Origin of the sequence: Stenotrophomonas sp. AN71, assembly GCF_050435725.1 — a bacterium.
In the GTDB taxonomy this organism is placed as follows: Bacteria; Pseudomonadota; Gammaproteobacteria; order Xanthomonadales; family Xanthomonadaceae; genus Stenotrophomonas.
Genome location: NZ_JBNDKU010000004.1, coordinates 146,744 through 163,893 on the forward strand (window position 1 = coordinate 146,744; position 17,150 = coordinate 163,893).

Annotated in this window: 19 protein-coding genes; 15 read left to right on the top strand and 4 right to left on the bottom strand. The window is 67.2% G+C overall.

The features are described 5' to 3' along the window. Nucleotides 1–7 precede the first annotated feature (7 nt). Both ABH900_RS08585 and ABH900_RS08590 read left to right on the top strand, forming a co-directional pair. Nucleotides 8–2,314: a tetratricopeptide repeat protein gene (locus ABH900_RS08585; protein WP_429622472.1), complete on the top strand. Its 2,307-nt coding sequence runs from the start codon at nucleotides 8–10 to the stop codon at nucleotides 2,312–2,314. Nucleotides 2,315–2,419: 105 nt separating this feature from the next. Continuing rightward, nucleotides 2,420–2,884 carry a hypothetical protein gene (locus ABH900_RS08590; protein ID WP_429622473.1) on the top strand — a complete coding sequence of 155 codons (465 nt, stop codon included), beginning with the start codon at nucleotides 2,420–2,422 and terminating at the stop codon, nucleotides 2,882–2,884. Between the two features lie 137 nt (nucleotides 2,885–3,021). Here the strand turns inward: ABH900_RS08590 and ABH900_RS08595 are convergent, their stop codons facing one another. Further along, a complete protein-coding gene (locus ABH900_RS08595) occupies nucleotides 3,022–3,816 on the bottom strand; it encodes a cytochrome C assembly family protein (protein ID WP_429622474.1) in 795 nt (264 codons plus the stop codon). A gap of 122 nt (nucleotides 3,817–3,938) precedes the next feature. Here ABH900_RS08595 and ffh point away from each other — a divergent pair, with 122 nt between their 5' ends. From ffh to ABH900_RS08645, 10 genes are all read left to right on the top strand, one after another. Then, nucleotides 3,939–5,315 carry a signal recognition particle protein gene (gene ffh, locus ABH900_RS08600; RefSeq protein WP_004149025.1) on the top strand — a complete coding sequence of 459 codons (1,377 nt, stop codon included), beginning with the start codon at nucleotides 3,939–3,941 and terminating at the stop codon, nucleotides 5,313–5,315. Between the two features lie 94 nt (nucleotides 5,316–5,409). Further along, nucleotides 5,410–6,486, top strand: a complete 1,077-nt coding sequence (locus ABH900_RS08605; RefSeq protein ID WP_429622475.1) for an NAD(P)H-dependent flavin oxidoreductase — start codon at nucleotides 5,410–5,412, stop codon at nucleotides 6,484–6,486. Further along, nucleotides 6,483–7,283 (top strand): aminotransferase class IV family protein, encoded by an 801-nt coding sequence (locus ABH900_RS08610; protein ID WP_429622476.1) that lies wholly within the window; start codon nucleotides 6,483–6,485, stop codon nucleotides 7,281–7,283. Before ABH900_RS08605 ends, ABH900_RS08610 begins: the two co-directional genes overlap by 4 nt. A gap of 167 nt (nucleotides 7,284–7,450) precedes the next feature. Continuing rightward, nucleotides 7,451–7,711, top strand: a complete 261-nt coding sequence (rpsP, locus tag ABH900_RS08615; protein ID WP_025873821.1) for a 30S ribosomal protein S16 — start codon at nucleotides 7,451–7,453, stop codon at nucleotides 7,709–7,711. A 45-nt stretch (nucleotides 7,712–7,756) separates the two neighbouring features. Then, nucleotides 7,757–8,269, top strand: coding sequence for a ribosome maturation factor RimM (gene rimM, locus ABH900_RS08620; protein ID WP_429622477.1), 513 nt, complete (start codon nucleotides 7,757–7,759; stop codon nucleotides 8,267–8,269). Nucleotides 8,270–8,277: 8 nt separating this feature from the next. Next, the gene (gene trmD / locus ABH900_RS08625; RefSeq protein ID WP_429622478.1) at nucleotides 8,278–9,036 is read left to right on the top strand and encodes a tRNA (guanosine(37)-N1)-methyltransferase TrmD; all 759 of its coding nucleotides are present in this window, start codon (nucleotides 8,278–8,280) and stop codon (nucleotides 9,034–9,036) included. A 154-nt stretch (nucleotides 9,037–9,190) separates the two neighbouring features. Then, complete coding sequence (rplS, locus tag ABH900_RS08630; RefSeq protein WP_079221128.1) at nucleotides 9,191–9,592, top strand: 50S ribosomal protein L19; 402 nt, start codon at nucleotides 9,191–9,193, stop codon at nucleotides 9,590–9,592. An 82-nt stretch (nucleotides 9,593–9,674) separates the two neighbouring features. After that, a complete protein-coding gene (locus ABH900_RS08635; protein ID WP_429622480.1) occupies nucleotides 9,675–10,055 on the top strand; it encodes a DUF6404 family protein in 381 nt (126 codons plus the stop codon). Nucleotides 10,056–10,134: 79 nt separating this feature from the next. Next, nucleotides 10,135–10,569 carry a DUF1801 domain-containing protein gene (locus ABH900_RS08640; RefSeq protein WP_429622481.1) on the top strand — a complete coding sequence of 145 codons (435 nt, stop codon included), beginning with the start codon at nucleotides 10,135–10,137 and terminating at the stop codon, nucleotides 10,567–10,569. A 38-nt stretch (nucleotides 10,570–10,607) separates the two neighbouring features. Continuing rightward, nucleotides 10,608–11,015: a DUF1801 domain-containing protein gene (locus ABH900_RS08645; protein ID WP_429622482.1), complete on the top strand. Its 408-nt coding sequence runs from the start codon at nucleotides 10,608–10,610 to the stop codon at nucleotides 11,013–11,015. Between the two features lie 98 nt (nucleotides 11,016–11,113). Here ABH900_RS08645 and ABH900_RS08650 read toward each other — a convergent pair whose 3' ends face one another. After that, the gene (locus tag ABH900_RS08650; RefSeq protein WP_429622483.1) at nucleotides 11,114–12,586 is read right to left on the bottom strand and encodes an MATE family efflux transporter; all 1,473 of its coding nucleotides are present in this window, start codon (nucleotides 12,584–12,586) and stop codon (nucleotides 11,114–11,116) included. 62 nt (nucleotides 12,587–12,648) lie between these two features. On the opposite strand from ABH900_RS08650, the gene ABH900_RS08655 reads away from it, so the two are divergent. The 3 genes from ABH900_RS08655 to ABH900_RS08665 all read left to right on the top strand — a co-directional run bounded on the left by ABH900_RS08655 (nucleotide 12,649) and on the right by ABH900_RS08665 (nucleotide 14,618). Continuing rightward, nucleotides 12,649–12,888 (top strand): hypothetical protein, encoded by a 240-nt coding sequence (locus ABH900_RS08655; RefSeq protein ID WP_429622484.1) that lies wholly within the window; start codon nucleotides 12,649–12,651, stop codon nucleotides 12,886–12,888. Nucleotides 12,889–12,897: 9 nt separating this feature from the next. Further along, nucleotides 12,898–13,305 carry an RNA-binding S4 domain-containing protein gene (locus tag ABH900_RS08660; RefSeq protein WP_429622485.1) on the top strand — a complete coding sequence of 136 codons (408 nt, stop codon included), beginning with the start codon at nucleotides 12,898–12,900 and terminating at the stop codon, nucleotides 13,303–13,305. A gap of 119 nt (nucleotides 13,306–13,424) precedes the next feature. Then, a complete protein-coding gene (locus ABH900_RS08665; RefSeq protein WP_429622486.1) occupies nucleotides 13,425–14,618 on the top strand; it encodes a glycoside hydrolase family 5 protein in 1,194 nt (397 codons plus the stop codon). A 108-nt stretch (nucleotides 14,619–14,726) separates the two neighbouring features. Here ABH900_RS08665 and ABH900_RS08670 read toward each other — a convergent pair whose 3' ends face one another. Both ABH900_RS08670 and ABH900_RS08675 read right to left on the bottom strand, forming a co-directional pair. Continuing rightward, complete coding sequence (locus tag ABH900_RS08670; RefSeq protein WP_429622487.1) at nucleotides 14,727–15,341, bottom strand: DUF937 domain-containing protein; 615 nt, start codon at nucleotides 15,339–15,341, stop codon at nucleotides 14,727–14,729. 107 nt (nucleotides 15,342–15,448) lie between these two features. After that, on the bottom strand, nucleotides 15,449–17,092 hold the full coding sequence (locus ABH900_RS08675; protein ID WP_429622488.1) for a catalase: 1,644 nt from the start codon (nucleotides 17,090–17,092) through the stop codon (nucleotides 15,449–15,451). Between the last annotated feature and the right edge of the window lie 58 nt (nucleotides 17,093–17,150).

The following is a 17,150-nucleotide window of genomic DNA, read 5'->3' on the forward strand; positions in this document are numbered from 1 at the left end:
TTACCCCATGGACATCTGGAACTGGGTTGAAAAACTGCAGAGTGACCTGCGTCAGGCCGGCCAGGCGCAGAACGCGCACCTGCTGAACCGCCTCGCCGACGAAGTCAGTGAACTGCAGATCGATCGCGTCGACGCACTGCTGCCCGAGGCGCGCGCGCTGGGCAAGGCGCTGGACAATCCCTGGGTGGACGTCTACGTCGGCCATTGGGCGCTGCGCAACCGTGTTGGCAACCGCGTCGAAGGAGAAAGTGCGCTGGGCGAGGCGGTGTCGCTGTTCGAGCGCGCGCATCGCGAGGACACCCTGGGATGCCCGCAGTCGATCTGCGTGACCCAGGACCTGGCCGCCTGCTACGGCAATATCGATGGCCCGGGCTGGGTGCCGGAGCGCATCGAGGTCTGCGATGAAACGCTGGGCCGCATCGATCCGAGCTGGGCCTGCTTCCAGTGCCTGAGCTGCGAGAAGGCCGATGCCCTGCTCGATGACGGCCGCGGCCAGGAGGCGCTGGATTATCTGCAGGCGCAGTCCGATGCGATCGAGGCGTGTGGCAAGGAGGTGTTCGACAGCTTCCCCGAGATGCAGATCAAGATCCTGCTTGCCGTGGGCCGGGCCGAACAGGCGCTGGCGCTGATCGAGAAGCGCGAAGCCGAAGTAGCGGCCTCCGGTGAATACGAGCCGGCCAACTGCACGGTGCCGCGCCGCCTGTCCAAGGCCTGGGCGCTGGCCCAGCTGGGCCGTGATGAAGAGGCCCTGCAGCAGCTGGTGCCATGGGGCGAGCTGACCCCGAACTACTGGCGGCTGTGGGCCAACACCGCCGCTGCGCTGTGCCAGCGCGATCCAGCGCGCAACACCTGGGATCTTGGCACCCGTTTCAACACGATCATCGAGCACTTCGCTCGCGTGGGTTCACATCGCCTGGTGATCGAGATGGCCGCGCTGAGCCTGGAGCTGGCCCTGCAGCGCGGTGCGCGCTGGGTTGCGCAGCGCCAGCTGGAACTGGCCCGTACCCATCTGTCGCAGCTGCGCCAGGACCGAGGTGCGGCTGCGCTGGTGGCAGGTCTGGCCGCGCGCATCGACGCACTGCCGGAGGTGGCGCCGCTGCCGGTGCCAGCGGCCGAACTGCTGGGGTGGCTGAGCGAGCAGGCAGAGCAGCATCAGTCGCGTGATCCCGAGCGCGAGGCGCAGTGGCTGCTGCAGGCGCATGCGCAATGTGCTGACGACGAGGCGTTGGCCGAGACGGCCGCCTCGGCGTTGCATGCCTGCGGCGCACAGGCCGAAGCGCGTGCCTTGTTGTGGCGGTTCGTGGGTGGCCATGCACAGAACGATGGCCCTGCCGCCTACACGCTGATGCGCTGGCTGACCGAGCAGGGCGACGATGAGGGCCTGCAGCAGCTGGCCGGCGCCTACCGTGGCAGCGTGCCGGTGTTCGCGCACTGGTGCGACGTGCAGCGCGCCCGTCGCGTATCCGACTGGCCGACATTGGAGCAGGCGGCGCAGGCGCTGCTGGCGGCGTCGCCGGGCTCACACGGCGCACGCGGCACATTGGCACGGATGTACATGGACACTGGCCGCTTCAGCGAGGCGCAGGCCTGCTATGCGCAATTGGTGGAACGGCTGGATGAGCCCAATGCCGCGCATTGGGATCACATGAGTGCCGCCAGTGCGGCGCGCGACTGGGACGCGGTACGGCGCTCGGCCAGCGCGATCGGCATGGAGCTGTCCAGCCAGGACGGCGTGGTCGAGGAGCCGTGGGGCTGGGTGATCATCCGCAGCGAAGAGAACGGCGAGCCGATGGAGTACTACGCGCGCCGCAGTGGCCCGGTGACTGCGCGCATCGTTGAGAATGCTCCGGCCAACCGCGCCCAGCAGGTCGGCGACTGGGTGGTGTTCGACGCTGCACTGGTGCATCCGGCGCCGGAGGAGGAACACGCGCGCGAACATTTCATCCCGACCTACGCCCAGGTGCATGTGCTTGAACGTGGCGGCTTCGCCCGCAGTTGGCTGATCGATGGCGCACATCCCGGTGAGGACGCGTGGAATGCCTTTGTCGAAGGCGCTGAGGCACAGGGCTGGCAGGTGTGGTCGCACAGCCGCCCGGACTACACCGTGACCGATCCCGAGGTGCATGAAGGCACGCTGCCGGGTCTGTTGTTCACTGTGGCCCAGCCGCAGGATCATGCGCCTCTGGCCCTGCATCGCTTCCTGCAGCAGGAAACCGCAACGTGGTCGCATCCGCAGTGCTGGCTGCGCCTGGCCGAGGCCTGCGACCAGGATCGACAGTCGCACCTGGACGTGATCGAGCGCTACGGGTTGTAAGCTCTGTCGCGCTAAGCGCTCGCCGGGCATGGCCCGGCGTCACCCCCGCGCGGTTCCGGTAGCGCCGGGCCATACCCGGCGTCCTCCACAAAAGGAATGGACTACATGCGAAAGACAGGGACGTTCGTCATCATCGGACTACTGTTGGCCCAGGCCGTGCAGGCCGCGCCGGCCTGCCAGGAACCCACGGCCATTGCCCGCGCCTTCTACGAGGCAACGACCGGCGATGGTGACCTGCTGGAGCCGCCGCCCGCGCTGGTCAGCCCGGCCTTCGGCAAGGCGCTGCGCGGCGAGCGCGCCTGCCAGCAGCGCGAAGAGGGCATCTGCACGATCGATTCCGATCCGTGGCTGGATGCGCAGGACGGCGACATCGAACCCCCGGTGCGTTACAGCTGGAAGGAGGCTTCGGCCACCGCCGGTCAGGTCGAGATGCGTTATTCGGTGTGGAAGGAGGCCTACCTGACCCGCCTGTCGATGGTGCGCCAGGGGCAGGGTTGCTGGCAGGTCGATGACATCCTCACCAACAGCGGCCGCTCGGTGCGGAAGATCCTGGCCCAACCGGTGCCCTGACGACGGTACTGCCGGCCGCTCGCCGGCTCCTGCCGGCATCCACGCGTGGCGTGGCTTTACGGCGCCCCACTTGCCGGCCAGCGGCCGGCACTACCAGGTGATATTGGGGTGGGTGCCGACCGTTGGTCGGCACGCCTCTATCGCGTATGCCCGAACACCAGTTCGATCACGAACTGGCTGCCGAAGAACGCCAGCAGCAGCAACAGCATCGCCGCCAGTGTCCAGTGGACCGCTTTCATGCCTCGCCAGCCATAGCGGCGTCGCCCGATCAGCAGTACGCCGAACACGATCCAGGACAGCACGCTGAGCACGGTCTTGTGCACCAGCTTCTGCGCCAGCAGGTCATCGACGAACAGGACCCCGGTGACCAGGGTCAGGGTCAGCAGCGCGAAGCCCACCGTGATGACCCGGAACAGCAGCGATTCCAGGTCGGCCAGCGGTGGCAGCGCACGCAGCCACGGCCGGAACTCGCGGCGGCGCAGCGCGCGCTCCTGCAGCCACTGCATGATCGCCAGCAGCGCGGCGATGCTCAGGGTGGCGTAGGCCAGCAGCGCCAGCCAGGCATGGCTGGCCAGCCGCCAGCCCAGCACCTTGCTCGGTTCATGGCCGTAGCCGTGGTAAACCAGCAGCAGCACCGCGGCCAGCGGAAACACCACCACGCCCAGCGCCGACATCCGCCTGCGCGCGCCGACCAGCGAGGTCAGCCAGGCCATGCCCAGGCCGACCAGTGACAGGGCGGCGAAGAAGTGCATGTCCGGCCCGCCATTGGTGCGCATCGCCACCATCACGTGGTAGCCGCCATGCAGCAGCATCGCCGGCAGGGCCGGCCATAGCCAGACGGGCGAGCCGGTGGTTTCATCGCGACCGAGCGCGCGCACCAGCAGGGCGCTGGCGGCCAGATATAGCAGGACGGCGATGAGAACGATTGTCATCGTTGCAGTTTCGCATACCCCCGGGATGCTGGCGACGGCCCCGTGGTCGCAGTCCGGGACGGCAGGCGGACCCGCTATACTGTCTGCCTTATTGTCCCCCGCTTTCAGACAGGTTGCGCCGCATGTTCGAGTCCCTGACCCAGCGCCTTTCCGGCACCATCGAGCGCCTGCGTGGCCGCGGCCGCCTGACCGAGGAGAACATCCGCGAGGCCACCCGTGAAGTGCGCATCGCACTGCTCGAAGCCGACGTCGCGCTGCCGGTGGTGCAGGCCCTGATCGAGCGCATCAAGGTGCGTGCGGTCGGCCAGGAAGTGCTGAAGTCGCTGACCCCGGGCCAGGCCCTGATCAAGGTGGTGCGCGACGAGCTGACCGCGGTGATGGGCGCCGAAGCCAGCGACCTGAACCTCAACGTTCCGGCCCCGGCGATCATCCTGATGGCGGGCCTGCAGGGCGCCGGCAAGACCACCACGGTCGGCAAGCTGGCCAAGCACCTGAAGGAAAAGCGCAAGAAGAAGGTGATGGTGGTGTCGGCCGACGTCTATCGTCCGGCCGCGATCGAACAGCTGAAGACCCTGGCCGAGCAGGTGGGTGTGCTGTTCTTCCCGTCCAGCGCCGACCAGAAGCCGGAAGCCATCGTCCGCGCTGCCATCGACGATGCGCGCAAGTCCTTCGTCGACGTGCTGCTGGTCGATACCGCCGGCCGTCTGGCCATCGACGAAGCGATGATGGCCGAGATCAAGGCCCTGCACGCGGCGGTGAACCCGGCCGAGACGCTGTTCGTGGTCGACGCCATGACCGGCCAGGACGCGGCCAACACCGCCAAGGCCTTCGGCGATGCGCTACCGCTGACCGGCGTGGTGCTGACCAAGACCGACGGTGATGCCCGTGGCGGTGCCGCATTGAGCGTGCGCTACATCACCGGCAAGCCGATCAAGTTCGTCGGTGTCAGCGAGAAGCCGGAAGGCCTGGACGTGTTCCACCCGGACCGCATCGCCAGCCGCATCCTGGACATGGGCGACGTGCTGTCGCTGGTCGAGCAGGTCGAGCAGCAGGTCGACAAGGACAAGGCCGCCAAGCTGGCCGAGAAGGTCGCCAAGGGCAAGAAGTTCGACCTGAACGACATGCGTGACCAGCTGGAGCAGATGCAGAACATGGGCGGCATCGGCGGCCTGATGGACAAGCTTCCGGGCCTGGGCAACATCCCCGATCACCTGAAGCAGCAGGTCAGCCAGGGCAAGGAAGTGCCGCGCATGATCGCCATCATCAGCTCGATGACCAAGAAGGAACGGCGCAACCCGAACCTGCTCAATGGCTCGCGCCGTGCGCGCATCGCCAAGGGCTCGGGCGTGACCCCGGCCGATGTCAACAAGCTCATGAAGCAGTACATGCAGATGGAAAAGATGATGAGCAAGATGGCCGGCGGTGGCATGAAGGGCATGATGCGCAGCATGAAGGGCATGATGGGCGCCATGGGCGGCCGCGGCATGCCGTTCCGTTGATGCATTCGCGCGGCTCGTGTGTAGAGTCGAGCAAGCTCGACTCCACCCCCGTCCTGCGCGCACCATGGGGGCCTGTCCACAACGATGGGCCGTCATGCAGATGTCCGCTGTAGCTTCTCGCGTCGAGGCGTTCTGCCGGCGCTTTGACGTTTCCGTTCCGATCCTGCTGGCGCCGATGGCCGGTGCCTGCCCGGTGCCCTTGTCGGCCACGCTGGCCAATGCGGGCAGCATGGGCGCGATGGGCGCTGTGCTGTCGTCATCAGCCGATATCGGTCGCTGGATGGAGGACTTCCGCGCCACGTCCCGCGGTCCGGCCCAGGTAAACCTCTGGGTGCCGGACCCGGCACCGACCCGCGACGTTGCTGCCGAGGCCGCCAGCCGCGCGTTCCTCGCACAATGGGGCCCGGACGTGCCGGCCAGCGCCGCCGATGCCACGCCCGCCGATTTCGAAGAACAGTTTGCCGCCTTGCTGGCCGCGCGCCCGGCGGTGGCCTCGACCATCATGGGCGTGCTGCTGCCGCGTCACGTGCAGCAGTTGAAGGATGCTGGCATTGCCTGGATCGCCTGTGCGACCACGTTGTCCGAAGCGCGGGCGGCCCAGGATGCTGGCGCCGACGCGGTGGTGGCGCAGGGCGTTGAGGCCGGTGGCCATCGTGGTGCGTTCGATCCGGCGATGGCCGAACGCCAGCTGGTTGGGCTGTTCGCACTGCTGCCGCGCTTGGCCGATCACCTGCAGATTCCCGTCATCGCTGCTGGTGGCATCGCCGATGGCCGTGGCATCGCCGCCGCGCTCACGCTGGGGGCCAGCGCCGTGCAGATCGGCACTGCCTTCCTGCGCACGCCCGAAGCGGCGATCGCCTCGGCGTGGGCCGATGGGCTGGCCGCCAGCGAACCGGAAGACACCTGGCCGACCCGTGCCTTCAGTGGTCGTCTGGGCCGCGGCCTGGCCACCCCCTATGTGCGCGCCGCCGCCGCAGACGGTGCGCCCGCATCACGCCCGTACCCGGTGCAGCGCGGCCTGACCGCACCGATGCGCAAGCAGGCCGTGCAGGAAAACCGCCTGGCGGCGATGCAGGCCTGGGCCGGGCAGTCGGCGTGGATGGCCCCCGCACAGCCGGCCGCCGACGTGCTGCGCAGCATGTGGAGCCAGGCGCAGGCACTGCTGCGATGACGCTGACCTGCAACGGCCAGCCGGCACAGGTGGAGGACCTGCTGCCGGCACTGGTGAACTACGGCCACTTCACCTCGCTGCAGGCGCGCGGCCACGCCGTACAGGGGCTGGACCTGCATCTGGTGCGGCTGTCACAGGCCACGCGTGAGCTGTTCGGCAGCGAGCTGGATGTGGCGCAGGTGCGGGGTTGGATGGCGCAGGCGCTGCGGCAGGCCGGCCGGGTCGATGCCTCGCTGCGGGTAACCGTGTACTCGCGCCGCTTCGATTTCCGCAATCCGCTGGCGGCCGTGCCGGTGGACGTGCTGGTGGCGGTTTCAGCGCCGGTGACGCTGGCCGCCTCCAAGCGTGTGCGCAGCGTGGCCTGGCAGCGCGAACTGCCGCAGATCAAGCATGTGGGCACCTTCGGCCTGTTCGCCGAGCGTCGCGCGGCGATGGCGGAAGGATTCGACGATGTGCTGTTCGTGACCGCTGATGGCGAGGTCAGCGAAGGCAGCACCTGGAACCTGGCCGTGCACGATGGTGAACGGCTCATCTGGCCGCAGGCGCCCGCCCTGCGCGGGACTGCCGAGCGTCTGCTCAAGCAGCATTGGCCGGGCCCGCAGCTGACGCGGCCGCTGGCGCTGGCGGACCTGGCCAGCGTGAAGGCCGCTTTTGCCTGCAACGCCAGCGGCCTGTGGGCGCTGGAGGCCATTGACGGGCATGGCCTGCCGGGCTCCCAGGCGTTGGCGGAACAAGGCAGGGCGGTGCTGGCGGGCGTTCCGTGGGACGCGCTCAAGATTGACGCAACGCACCGGTAGCGCGGGGCCATGCCCCGCGAGCGCAGCGGCGGGATACCGCCCGCCGGGCATGGCCCGGCGCTACCGTGAGGGCATACACCACCCATGGGGTTGGCTCGGCCGGGCTCTGCCGCTATAATCGCCCGCTTACCTCGCCATCCTGGCGACTGGGCAATAGGAAAAACACCATGGTCAAGATTCGACTGACCCGCGGCGGCGCCAAGAAGCGTCCGTTTTACCACATCATCGTGACGGACGTGCGCAGCGCGCGCGACGGCCGCAACATCGAGCGCGTGGGCTTCTACAACCCGGTCGCCCAGGGCGGCGAGAAGCGCATCGAGCTGGACCTGGCCCGCGTTGACCATTGGGTCAAGAACGGCGCCCAGCCGACCGAAAAGGTTCGCAACCTGATCAAGGAAGCGAGCAAGTCCCAGGCCGCTGCGGCCTGATCCTGACGGGCCGCGCCCTGGCGCGGCCCATCTGATTGAACGCAGATGAAAGATAACGGGCGCCGCATCCTGCTGGGCAGGATTGTCGGCGCTTTTGGTGTGCGCGGCGAAATAAAGCTCGAGTCCTGGACCGAGCCGCGTTCCGCTATTTTCCGTTACCAGCCGTGGATCCTGCGCAGCCCCAACGGGCAGGAATCGACGTTTGAAGGCGCCCGTGGCCGGGATACCGGCAAGCACCTGGTGGCCCGTTTCCCGGGCATCGAGGATCGCGACACGGTCGAGGCAATGCATGGCACCGAGGTCTACGTGGCCCGCAGTGCACTGCCGCCGCCGAAGCCTGATGAATACTACTGGGTGGATCTGGAAGGCCTGGACGTGAAGACCACCGAGGGCGTTGCCCTGGGCCAGGTCTCGCACCTGTTCAGCACCGGCGCCAACGACGTGGTGGTGGTTCGCGGTGATCGCGAGCGGATGATTCCGTTCGTGCAGCCGGATTTCGTTGTCTCCGTCGACTTCGAGGCCAATCTGGTCGTGGTCGATTGGGACCCCGAGTTCTGAGGGCAAGCATGCGTTTCGACGTCATCACCCTGTTCCCCGATTTCCTGGCCCAGTCCGCTGGGTTGGGCGTGGTCGGGCGTGCGCAGGAGAAGGGGCTGTTCAGCCTGCATGGCTGGAATCCCCGTGATTACGCTGAAGGCAATTACCGCCGGGTGGACGACCGTCCGTTCGGCGGTGGCCCGGGCATGGTGATGCTGATCGAGCCGCTGCAGGCCTGCCTGCAGGCGATCCGCGACGCCGACCCGACCCCGGCACGGGTGATCTACCTCAGCCCGCAGGGCGCGCCGTTGACCCAGGCCAAGGTGCGGGAACTGGCGGCCCTGCCGCGCATGGTCCTGCTCTGCGGCCGCTACGAGGGCATCGACGAGCGCTTCCTGGAGGCCAACGTCGACGAGGAGATTTCGCTCGGCGATTACGTGCTGTCCGGTGGCGAACTGGGTGCGGCGGTGATCATCGACGCCGTGGCCCGCCTGCAGGACGGTGCCCTGAACGATGCTGAATCGGCGGCGCAGGACAGCTTCGAGGGGGACCTCGGCCTGCTTGACTGCCCGCACTACAGCCAGCCGGCCCAGCACCCGCTGGGTGACGTGCCGGACGTGCTGCGCTCGGGCAACCACGCGGCCATCGCCGCCTGGCGCCGCCAGCAGTCGCTGGTCCGCACCGCACAGCGACGCCCGGACCTGCTGGATGAACAGGCGCTGGGCAAGGCCGACCGCAAACTGCTGGATCTGGCCCGCCAGGCCCGGAAACAGAAGGCCAGCCCCTAGCGCAGGGCGGGTTTTATCGGCTATCATGGCCAATTACCGTCAGCCTCGGCCGACGCGCGCAGTACCCACAACAAACGTGCAGCACAGTCCGGTGACTGCATGAGCCTACGTTGTCGAAACGACACGACCACCCGAACAAGAATCGGTGTAACCCATGAGCAAGCTGAACAAGTCCATCGTCGCGGAATTCGAATCCGCCCAGATCACCCGTGAACTGCCGAAGTTCAGCCAGGGCGACACCGTTGTCGTCAACGTGAAGGTGAAGGAAGGTACCCGCGAGCGCGTGCAGGCCTATGAAGGCGTTGTCATCGCGACCAAGAACGGCGGCCTGAACTCCTCGTTCACCGTCCGCAAGATTTCGCACGGCTACGGCGTCGAGCGCGTCTTCCAGACCCACAGCGCCATCATCGACTCGGTCGAAGTGAAGCGTCGTGGTAAGGTCCGCGCCGGCAAGCTGTACTACCTGCGTGGCCTGGAAGGCAAGGCTGCCCGCATCAAGGAAGACCTGGCTGCCGCTGCTGCCGCCAAGGCTGCCCGTCTGGCCGAAAAGGCCTGATAAACAACTTCGGTTGTTGCCGCGACGGCCGCCTTCGGGCGGCCGTTTGCGTTTCCGGTATCGCATCGGCCACGATCAGGCGATGAATGACATCAACCCGCGCTATCCGGCCGTGATCCAGTCGGCGCTGCGCTTTCTTGACGGCAAGGGCCTGGCGCGCGTGCAGTCGGCGCCGTTGCTGCATCGTCTGCTGTGGCGTGCGGGCATCGCCCTGCCGCCGCCGATCCTGGCCAGCTTCGGCACCAATGCACTGGTGCAGGGCCTGCTGTTCGGGCTGTTCTGGACCGCGCTGATGTGGTTGATGCTGTGGCAGGGCAGTGAGCGCCCGCTGCTGCTGCTGCTGGTGGCCGGGCTGTTGGCCGGCGCGTTGTTCGGACTGGTGATGGCGGCGCTGATGCGCTCGCTGCGTCGTCACCGCAAGCTGCCGGACTGGCGCCAGTTCCGGGCCCGGCAGGCTGGGTGAGCCGATGGCGCACTGCGCCGTGACCGTTGGTTGCGGGCCGCGCTAGGCTACGGCGTCATCCCGATGGACGTGCCGTGCGATGCCTGCCAAGCGAACCGCACCTTCTGCCATGCCCACGCTGTTGTCCGGTGGCAACCCGCAGATCGCCAAGGGCGACGGCGATGCCCCGGTGCAGGCCTACATTGCGGCCATGCCGGACTGGAAGCAGCCGATGGGCGCACGGCTGGATGCGCTGATCGGGCAGGCCGTGCCGGGCGTGCACAAGGCGGTGAAATGGAACTCGCCGATGTACGCGTTAGCTGCCGGCGAAGGGTGGTTCCTCAGCTTCCATTGCTTCACCCGCTATATCAAGGTGGCGTTTTTCCGCGGCGCTGCATTGCAGCCGATGCCACCGGAGCCGTCGAAGAGTGCCGATACGCGCTACCTGCACATCCACGAGGGTGCCGGGCTGGACGAAGCGCAGTTCCTCGACTGGGTGTGCCAGGCCGCCGCGCTGCCCGGCGAGCACATGTAAGCCGACCGTTCCGATTCCCTTTGCCATGAGAGCCCCTGATGGCCATGCACGTGCCGAACCCCGCCGATGCCGGTACGCCGGCGGCCGAACTGATCGATGCACGCATCGCAGAGCTGGGCGATTGGCGTGGCGAAACGCTGGCACGCGTGCGTGCGTTGATCCATGAGGCGTTGCCGGATGTGCAGGAAACCTGGAAATGGCGCGGCGTTCCGGTGTGGGAACTCAACGGCATCCTGTGCACGGGTGAAACCTACACGCAGACGGTGAAGCTGACCTTTGCCCATGGCGCGGCGCTGGCCGACCCGAAGGGCCTGTTCAACGCCAGCCTTGAAGGCACTACGCGGCGCGCGATCGACATCCATGCAGGCGCGATGCCCAATGCCGCGGCGTTCAAAGCGTTGCTGCGAGAAGCAGCGAAGTACAACGTCGCCAAGAAGAAACGCTGACCGCCTCCTGTAGAGCCGAGCCCATGTTCGGCTGGGAGGTATGTGCGGACCAACGGTCCGCACCCACCGCACCCACCGCACCCACCGCCGGGCACCGTTCAGCGTGGCGGCGTGGCTTCCAGCGTGGCATCCGGGTCGGCCACGGGCGACGGCGGGCAGGCTGGAATCTCCGAAGGCGTGGCCAGTTCTTCCGCATGCGGGGGCTTGCCGATCATCTTTGCCTTGCGCCAGCCGCCCCAGCGGTAGTACGCCAGCGACAGCAGCATCGACACCAGTGAACTGACCGGGAAACTCCACCAGATCGCATCGGCGCCCCAGTACGGTTGCAGCAGTTCGGCGAACGGTACGCGCACGCCCCACAGTGAACCGGCCAGGATCAGCAGCGGTGGGATCACCGCGCCGGTGGAACGCACCACGCCGGAGATCACGAAGCTGACGCCGAAGAACAGGAACGAGCCGATCACCACGTGGTTCAGATGCCGGGCCGTCTCCAGCGCCTGGCTGGCCGGCGGCAGGAACAGTGCCAGCAGCTGGCGATCGAACAGCACCAGCGGCAGGATCAGCGCGCCGGTCAGCAGGAAGTTGAACAGCACGCCTTGGCGCGCGGTGCCACGCACACGATCCCAGCGCTGCGCGCCGACATTCTGTGCGGCCATCGACGAACAGGCCGCACCGATCGCCATCGCCGGCATCTGCAGGTAGTTCCACAGCTGCAGCGAGGCACCATAGCCGGCTGCGGTGTCGGTGCCGTACTGGTTGACCATGGTCATCAGCAGGATCACCGACAACGAGATCAGCACCATCTGCAGTCCCATCGGCACGCCCTTGATCACCAGCGATTTGAGGATGGTCAGGTCGAGCTTGAACAGGCGCATGTCAGCGCGGCCCAGCCACAGCGTGTGGCGCTTGTGCCGCATGTACAGCAGCAGCCCGGCCAGTGACAGCGTCTGCGCCACCAGCGTGGCCCAGGCCGAGCCGGCGATGCCCAGTGCGGGGAACGGCCCCATGCCGAAGATCAGCACCGGGTTCAACACGATGTCCAACGCCACCGACACCATCAGGAAACGGAACGGCGTGCGTGAATCGCCGGCACCGCGCAGCGCCGCGGTGAGGAAGGCGAACGCGTACAGCGTCGGCATCGCCAGGAAGATGATCTGCAGGTAGGCCTCGGCCAGCGGCAGCGAGGCGGCTGGGGTGCCCATCGCCGCCAGCAACGGATGCGCCATGAACCAGCCGGCGATGGCGATGATCACCGACAGACCGATGAAGAAGGTGGCACTGGTGCCGACCACGCGCCGCGCCTGCGCGATATCGCGTGCACCGATGGCCTGGCCGATCAGGATGGTGGAGGCCATGCCGAAGCCGAACACCGAGCCGATCAGGAAGAACATGATGTTGTTGGCGTTCGCGGTGGCAGTCAGTGCCGCCTCGCCCAGGAAGCGCCCCACCCAGATCGCGTTCACCGAACCGTTCAGCGACTGCGCGATGTTGCCCGCCAGGATCGGCAGGGAAAACAGCAGGAGGTTGCGGCCGATCGGGCCGGAGGTCAGGTCAAGCGGCGCTTTGGCCATGGAGTGGTGATCGAATCCCGGGAGGCGCACACTAGCACCAAGCAGGTTTGCGGGATGTGGCAATGCATCAACCACTGCAGGTGACGCGCGGCGTGGCGCTGGCCTTGATCGGCGTCGCACTGGCCGCATGTTCGACAGGTGACCGGCTGGGCGATACCCAGGTGCGGCCGACCGACCGCCCCGAGTGCCTGGTCGGCAGCCAGCGCCAGGATCTGTCCACGGGTGTGCCGACCCTGATCGGCGGCACCGGCTGCCGGACCGACCCCGACAATCCGCGTCCCCTGAACAAGCCACCGGAGTAGTGCGTACCGATGCATGAGCTTTCCCCGCTGCCGCCCAGTGTCCGCCTGGACATCTGGCTGTGGGCGGCCCGTTTCTTCAAGACGCGCAGCCTGGCCAAGCAGGCCATCGAAACCGGAAAGGTCAGCGTGGCTGGCCAACGCCCGAAATCCTCACGCGCGGTGCGCGTGGGCGAGCAGCTGCAGGTGGACCGCGGCGAGGAGCATTTCGAGATCCAGGTGCTGGGCCTGAGCGACCAGCGCGGGCCGGCACCGTCGGCGCAGCAGTTGTACGCCGAGAGCGACGCCTCCAAGGCGCGCCGCGCCGAGCTGCGTGCGCTGCGCATCGCCGCACGCGATGGATTCCAGCCGCCGGAGCACAAGCCGGACAAGCGCGCGCGGCGGCTGATCCGTGCATTGGGTGATATCGACGCGTTGTGACGCTTTACCCAAGGCGATGCACCCGGTAGCGCCGGGCCGTGCCCGGCGGACACGGTCGCGGTCAGCAGCGGTTGGGTGGGCACCCGGCAGGGTTGACCATCCCTTCATGGAAGATCGCGATGTTCCTCCGCCATTGCCTGCTCGGCCTGTCCCTGTTTGCTACCGTGCCGTTGCACGCCGCCGACATCACCTTCTGGGACACCCCGCAGCGCGGGGGCAACAGCATGAACATGTCGCCTCCCGACCGGGCCTACTTCCAGGCCCTGCGCGCCACCGGGGCGACCTGGGTGCGGCTGGTGCCGGACAAATGGAAGGGGCAGGGCGGTCGTGATTTCCTGATCGGCAACGCCGATGACTATCGCGGTCTGGTGCCGGGCGACCTGGCCACGCTGCGGCGGGTGCTGGATGACGCCGACGCGGCCGGACTGAAAGTGGTGCTGACGCCGTTGTCGCTGCCGTTGCTGCGCTGGAAGCAGCACAACGGGGATGTGGTCGATCCGCGCCTGTGGCGGTCCTTCGAGAACCACGCGCCGGCCCGACGCTTCTGGCACGATCTGGCGACGGCCCTGAAGGATCACCCGGCGTTGGCGGCCTACAACCTGATCAATGAGCCTGTGCCGGAGTACGGCGCGGGCCTGGCCGAGCATGCCTCCATCGAGGCCATGCAGCAGTGGTACGCCGGCGTCCAGGACGGTCCGCGCGATCTGCGCCGCTTCTATTCCGAATTGATTGCCAGCATCCGCGAGGTCGACGCGGAGATGCCGCTGATGCTGGATGCGGGCTGGTATGCCGCCGCGGATGGTTTCAACTACTGGCCGGCGCCGCTGGCCGATTCCCGCCTGCTGTACAGCGTGCACATGTACGAGCCGTATGCGGCAACCAGTGCACCGAACCAGAAACGGGCCACGCCTTACCGGTACCCCGGCGTTGTGCCGTTCAATGAGCACAGTGAGCGCTGGGACCCGGCACGTGTACGCGGTTACCTGGAGCAGCCGATGACCTGGGCGGCGTCACACGGTGTTGCTGCCAATCGCGTGGTGGTGGGTGAATTCGGTTGCATGCGGCGCTGGCCTGACTGCCGCCGCTACCTGCAGGATGTGCTGGAGGTGCTGGAACAACACAAGGTGCACTGGGCCTTCTACGCGTTCCGCGAGGACGGTTGGGACGGCATGGACTACGAACTGGGTGATGCGGCGCTGCCATGGTCGTACTGGCAGGCGCAGGAGAAAGGCGAAGCCGTGCAGCCGCCGCGCTCGATGCAGGCGCCGCTGTTCGCGCCGATCCTGCAGCGGTTGAAGGCTGGCGACCGGTAAGCCGCCGGGCATGGCCCGGCGCTACCCATGGAGATACCGGTTACGCCCGGCGGATATCGATCAAGGCGGTGCCCGGTAGCGCCGGGCCACGCCCGGCGCCCGTCTGCCTCAGCGCTTGCCGCCCAGCAGGTTGCCGCCCAGCTTGAGCAGGTCGCTCACGCCGAACTGGCCGTCGCCATCCTGGTCCAGCACGCTGCCGAGCAGGCCGCCGGCAATGCCGCCCTGCTGCTGCACCTGCTGCTGCACCTGCTGCTTTTCCTGGCCGAGGGCCTGGCTGAGCGAGCCGGCATCGGCCTGGCCACCACCGAGGCGTTGGGCGAGGAAGGCCATCACGATCGGCGCCAGGATCTGCAACAGCTGGCTGGTGCGGCCGCTGTCGAGCTGGGTGGCCTGGGCCAGCCCGGTCTCCACCTTCTGCTGGCTGCCACCGAAGATGTGGCCGAGGATGCCAGCGCCATCGCTGGCAGCACCGCCGCCACCGCCGCCCAGCACCGAGCCAAGCACGCTGCCCAGGTCGAGGCCGCTGTGGTTGTTCTGCAACGCACCGAGCAGCGCCTGCGCGCCCTGCGGCTGGGCGGCATTGTTGCCCAGCGCGCCCATCAGTACCGGCAGTGCGGCGCTGATCGCGCCGGACGCCTGGGTGTCGCTGATGCCAAGCTGCTGCGAGACCTGCTGCAGCGGAGCGCCCTGCAATTTGGCGAGAAGTTCATCGGTCAGGCTCATCAGGGGAATCCTCGGTTGGGTTGGCGCTGCACACGGTACGACCCCGTCTGTTAAAACGGCGACGCCGCCTCACAAGGAGACGGCGTGCCGTACGCGGGGCAGGGCGATCAGAGCTCGATGTCTTCCGCACCCGGGGTGGCGGCCGGGAAGTCGGTTTCCGGCTGGGCCGGCAGGAACGGATCGGACGGCTGGCTGGCCAGCGCCTTCAGTGCTGCCGCGATGCCGGCACCGTAAGCTGGGTCGGCCTTGCTGCAGTTGTCGATGTGGCGCTGCTTGATGAAGTCCGGCGCATCGCCGAGTGCGCGGGCGGTATTGGCGAACAGCCTGTCCTTCTGCGCCTGGCTGTAGCTGCGGAACAGCGCACCGGGCTGGCTGAAGTAGTCGGCGTCGTCCTCGCGGAAGTTCCAGAAGTCAGCATCGCCGCGGATCTTCATCGGCGGCTCGCGGTACTCAGGCTGTTCCTGCCACTGGCCATAGCTGTTCGGCTCGTAGTGCGGCAGGCCACCGTAGTTGCCGTCCACGCGCATCGCACCGTCGCGGTGGTTGCTGTGCACCGGGCAGCGTGCGGCGTTCACCGGAATCTGGTGGTGGTTCACGCCCAGGCGGTAGCGCTGCGCATCGGAATAGGCGAACAGGCGGGCCTGCAGCATCTTGTCCGGCGACGGACCGATGCCCGGCACCAGGTTGCTCGGTGCGAACGCCGACTGCTCCACGTCCTGGTACCAGTTGACCGGGTTGCGGTTCAGTTCGAACTGGCCCACTTCGATCAGCGGGTAGTCGCTCTTCGGCCACACCTTGGTCAGGTCGAACGGATGCACGCGGTAGGTTTCCGCGTCCAGTTCCGGCATGACCTGGATGAACAGCTTCCACTTCGGGAAGTCGCCCTTGTCGATCGCGGCGAACAGGTCGCGGCCGTGGCTTTCGCGGTCATGGCCGACCAGGATCTGCGCCTGCGCGTCGGTCAGCGATTCGATGCCCTGCTGGCTGACGAAATGGAACTTGACCCAGAAGCGCTCGCTGTCGGCATTGGTGAAGCTGTAGGTGTGCGAACCGAAACCATGCATGTGGCGGAAGCTGCGCGGAATGCCGCGATCGCTCATCACCACGGTCACCTGCAGCAGGGCCTCGGGAAGCAAGGTCCAGAAATCCCAGTTGTTGCGCGCGCTGCGCAGGTTGGTGTGCGGGTCGCGCTTCACAGCCTTGTTGAGGTCGGCGAACTTGCGCGGGTCGCGCAGGAAGAACACCGGCGTGTTGTTGCCGACCAGGTCCCAGTTGCCTTCCTCGGTGTAGAACTTCAGTGCAAAGCCGCGGATGTCGCGCTCGGCGTCGGCGGCACCACGTTCACCCGCCACCGTGGTGAAGCGGGCGAACATCTCGGTCTTCTTGCCGACCTTCTCGAACATCCTGGCGCGGGTGTACTTGCTGATGTCGTGGGTGACGGTGAAGGTGCCGAACGCGCCCGAGCCCTTGGCGTGCATGCGGCGCTCGGGAATGATCTCGCGGTTGAGGTTGGCCAGCTTCTCCAGCAGCCACACGTCTTCCATCAGCAGCGGGCCACGCGGGCCGGCGGTCTTGCTGTTCTGGTTGTCCACCACCGGCGCACCGAAGGCCGTGGTCATCGGCGTGACCGGATCGTCGCCGTGCTTCTGCTTCGGCGTGGTGCTCAGCTCGCGCTGCTGCTGGGCGCCCTGCTCCGGCGACGGGGCGGTGTGGTACGGGCACTTGGCGTTGTTGTTGTCGGACTGGCTCATCGGCTGGCTCCTGGTGGCGGTGAAGATGTGGAAAACATCTTCACTCGACTGTAGCTAG

Coding starts and splice junctions, on each gene's coding strand:
- ABH900_RS08585 (WP_429622472.1), top strand. CDS start 8: ATGGACATCTGGAACTGGGTTGAAAAACTGCAGAGTGACCTGCGTCAG.
- ABH900_RS08590 (WP_429622473.1), top strand. CDS start 2,420: ATGCGAAAGACAGGGACGTTCGTCATCATCGGACTACTGTTGGCCCAG.
- ABH900_RS08595 (WP_429622474.1), bottom strand. CDS start 3,816: ATGACAATCGTTCTCATCGCCGTCCTGCTATATCTGGCCGCCAGCGCC.
- ffh (WP_004149025.1), top strand. CDS start 3,939: ATGTTCGAGTCCCTGACCCAGCGCCTTTCCGGCACCATCGAGCGCCTG.
- ABH900_RS08605 (WP_429622475.1), top strand. CDS start 5,410: ATGCAGATGTCCGCTGTAGCTTCTCGCGTCGAGGCGTTCTGCCGGCGC.
- ABH900_RS08610 (WP_429622476.1), top strand. CDS start 6,483: ATGACGCTGACCTGCAACGGCCAGCCGGCACAGGTGGAGGACCTGCTG.
- rpsP (WP_025873821.1), top strand. CDS start 7,451: ATGGTCAAGATTCGACTGACCCGCGGCGGCGCCAAGAAGCGTCCGTTT.
- rimM (WP_429622477.1), top strand. CDS start 7,757: ATGAAAGATAACGGGCGCCGCATCCTGCTGGGCAGGATTGTCGGCGCT.
- trmD (WP_429622478.1), top strand. CDS start 8,278: ATGCGTTTCGACGTCATCACCCTGTTCCCCGATTTCCTGGCCCAGTCC.
- rplS (WP_079221128.1), top strand. CDS start 9,191: ATGAGCAAGCTGAACAAGTCCATCGTCGCGGAATTCGAATCCGCCCAG.
- ABH900_RS08635 (WP_429622480.1), top strand. CDS start 9,675: ATGAATGACATCAACCCGCGCTATCCGGCCGTGATCCAGTCGGCGCTG.
- ABH900_RS08640 (WP_429622481.1), top strand. CDS start 10,135: ATGCCTGCCAAGCGAACCGCACCTTCTGCCATGCCCACGCTGTTGTCC.
- ABH900_RS08645 (WP_429622482.1), top strand. CDS start 10,608: ATGGCCATGCACGTGCCGAACCCCGCCGATGCCGGTACGCCGGCGGCC.
- ABH900_RS08650 (WP_429622483.1), bottom strand. CDS start 12,586: ATGGCCAAAGCGCCGCTTGACCTGACCTCCGGCCCGATCGGCCGCAAC.
- ABH900_RS08655 (WP_429622484.1), top strand. CDS start 12,649: ATGCATCAACCACTGCAGGTGACGCGCGGCGTGGCGCTGGCCTTGATC.
- ABH900_RS08660 (WP_429622485.1), top strand. CDS start 12,898: ATGCATGAGCTTTCCCCGCTGCCGCCCAGTGTCCGCCTGGACATCTGG.
- ABH900_RS08665 (WP_429622486.1), top strand. CDS start 13,425: ATGTTCCTCCGCCATTGCCTGCTCGGCCTGTCCCTGTTTGCTACCGTG.
- ABH900_RS08670 (WP_429622487.1), bottom strand. CDS start 15,341: ATGAGCCTGACCGATGAACTTCTCGCCAAATTGCAGGGCGCTCCGCTG.
- ABH900_RS08675 (WP_429622488.1), bottom strand. CDS start 17,092: ATGAGCCAGTCCGACAACAACAACGCCAAGTGCCCGTACCACACCGCC.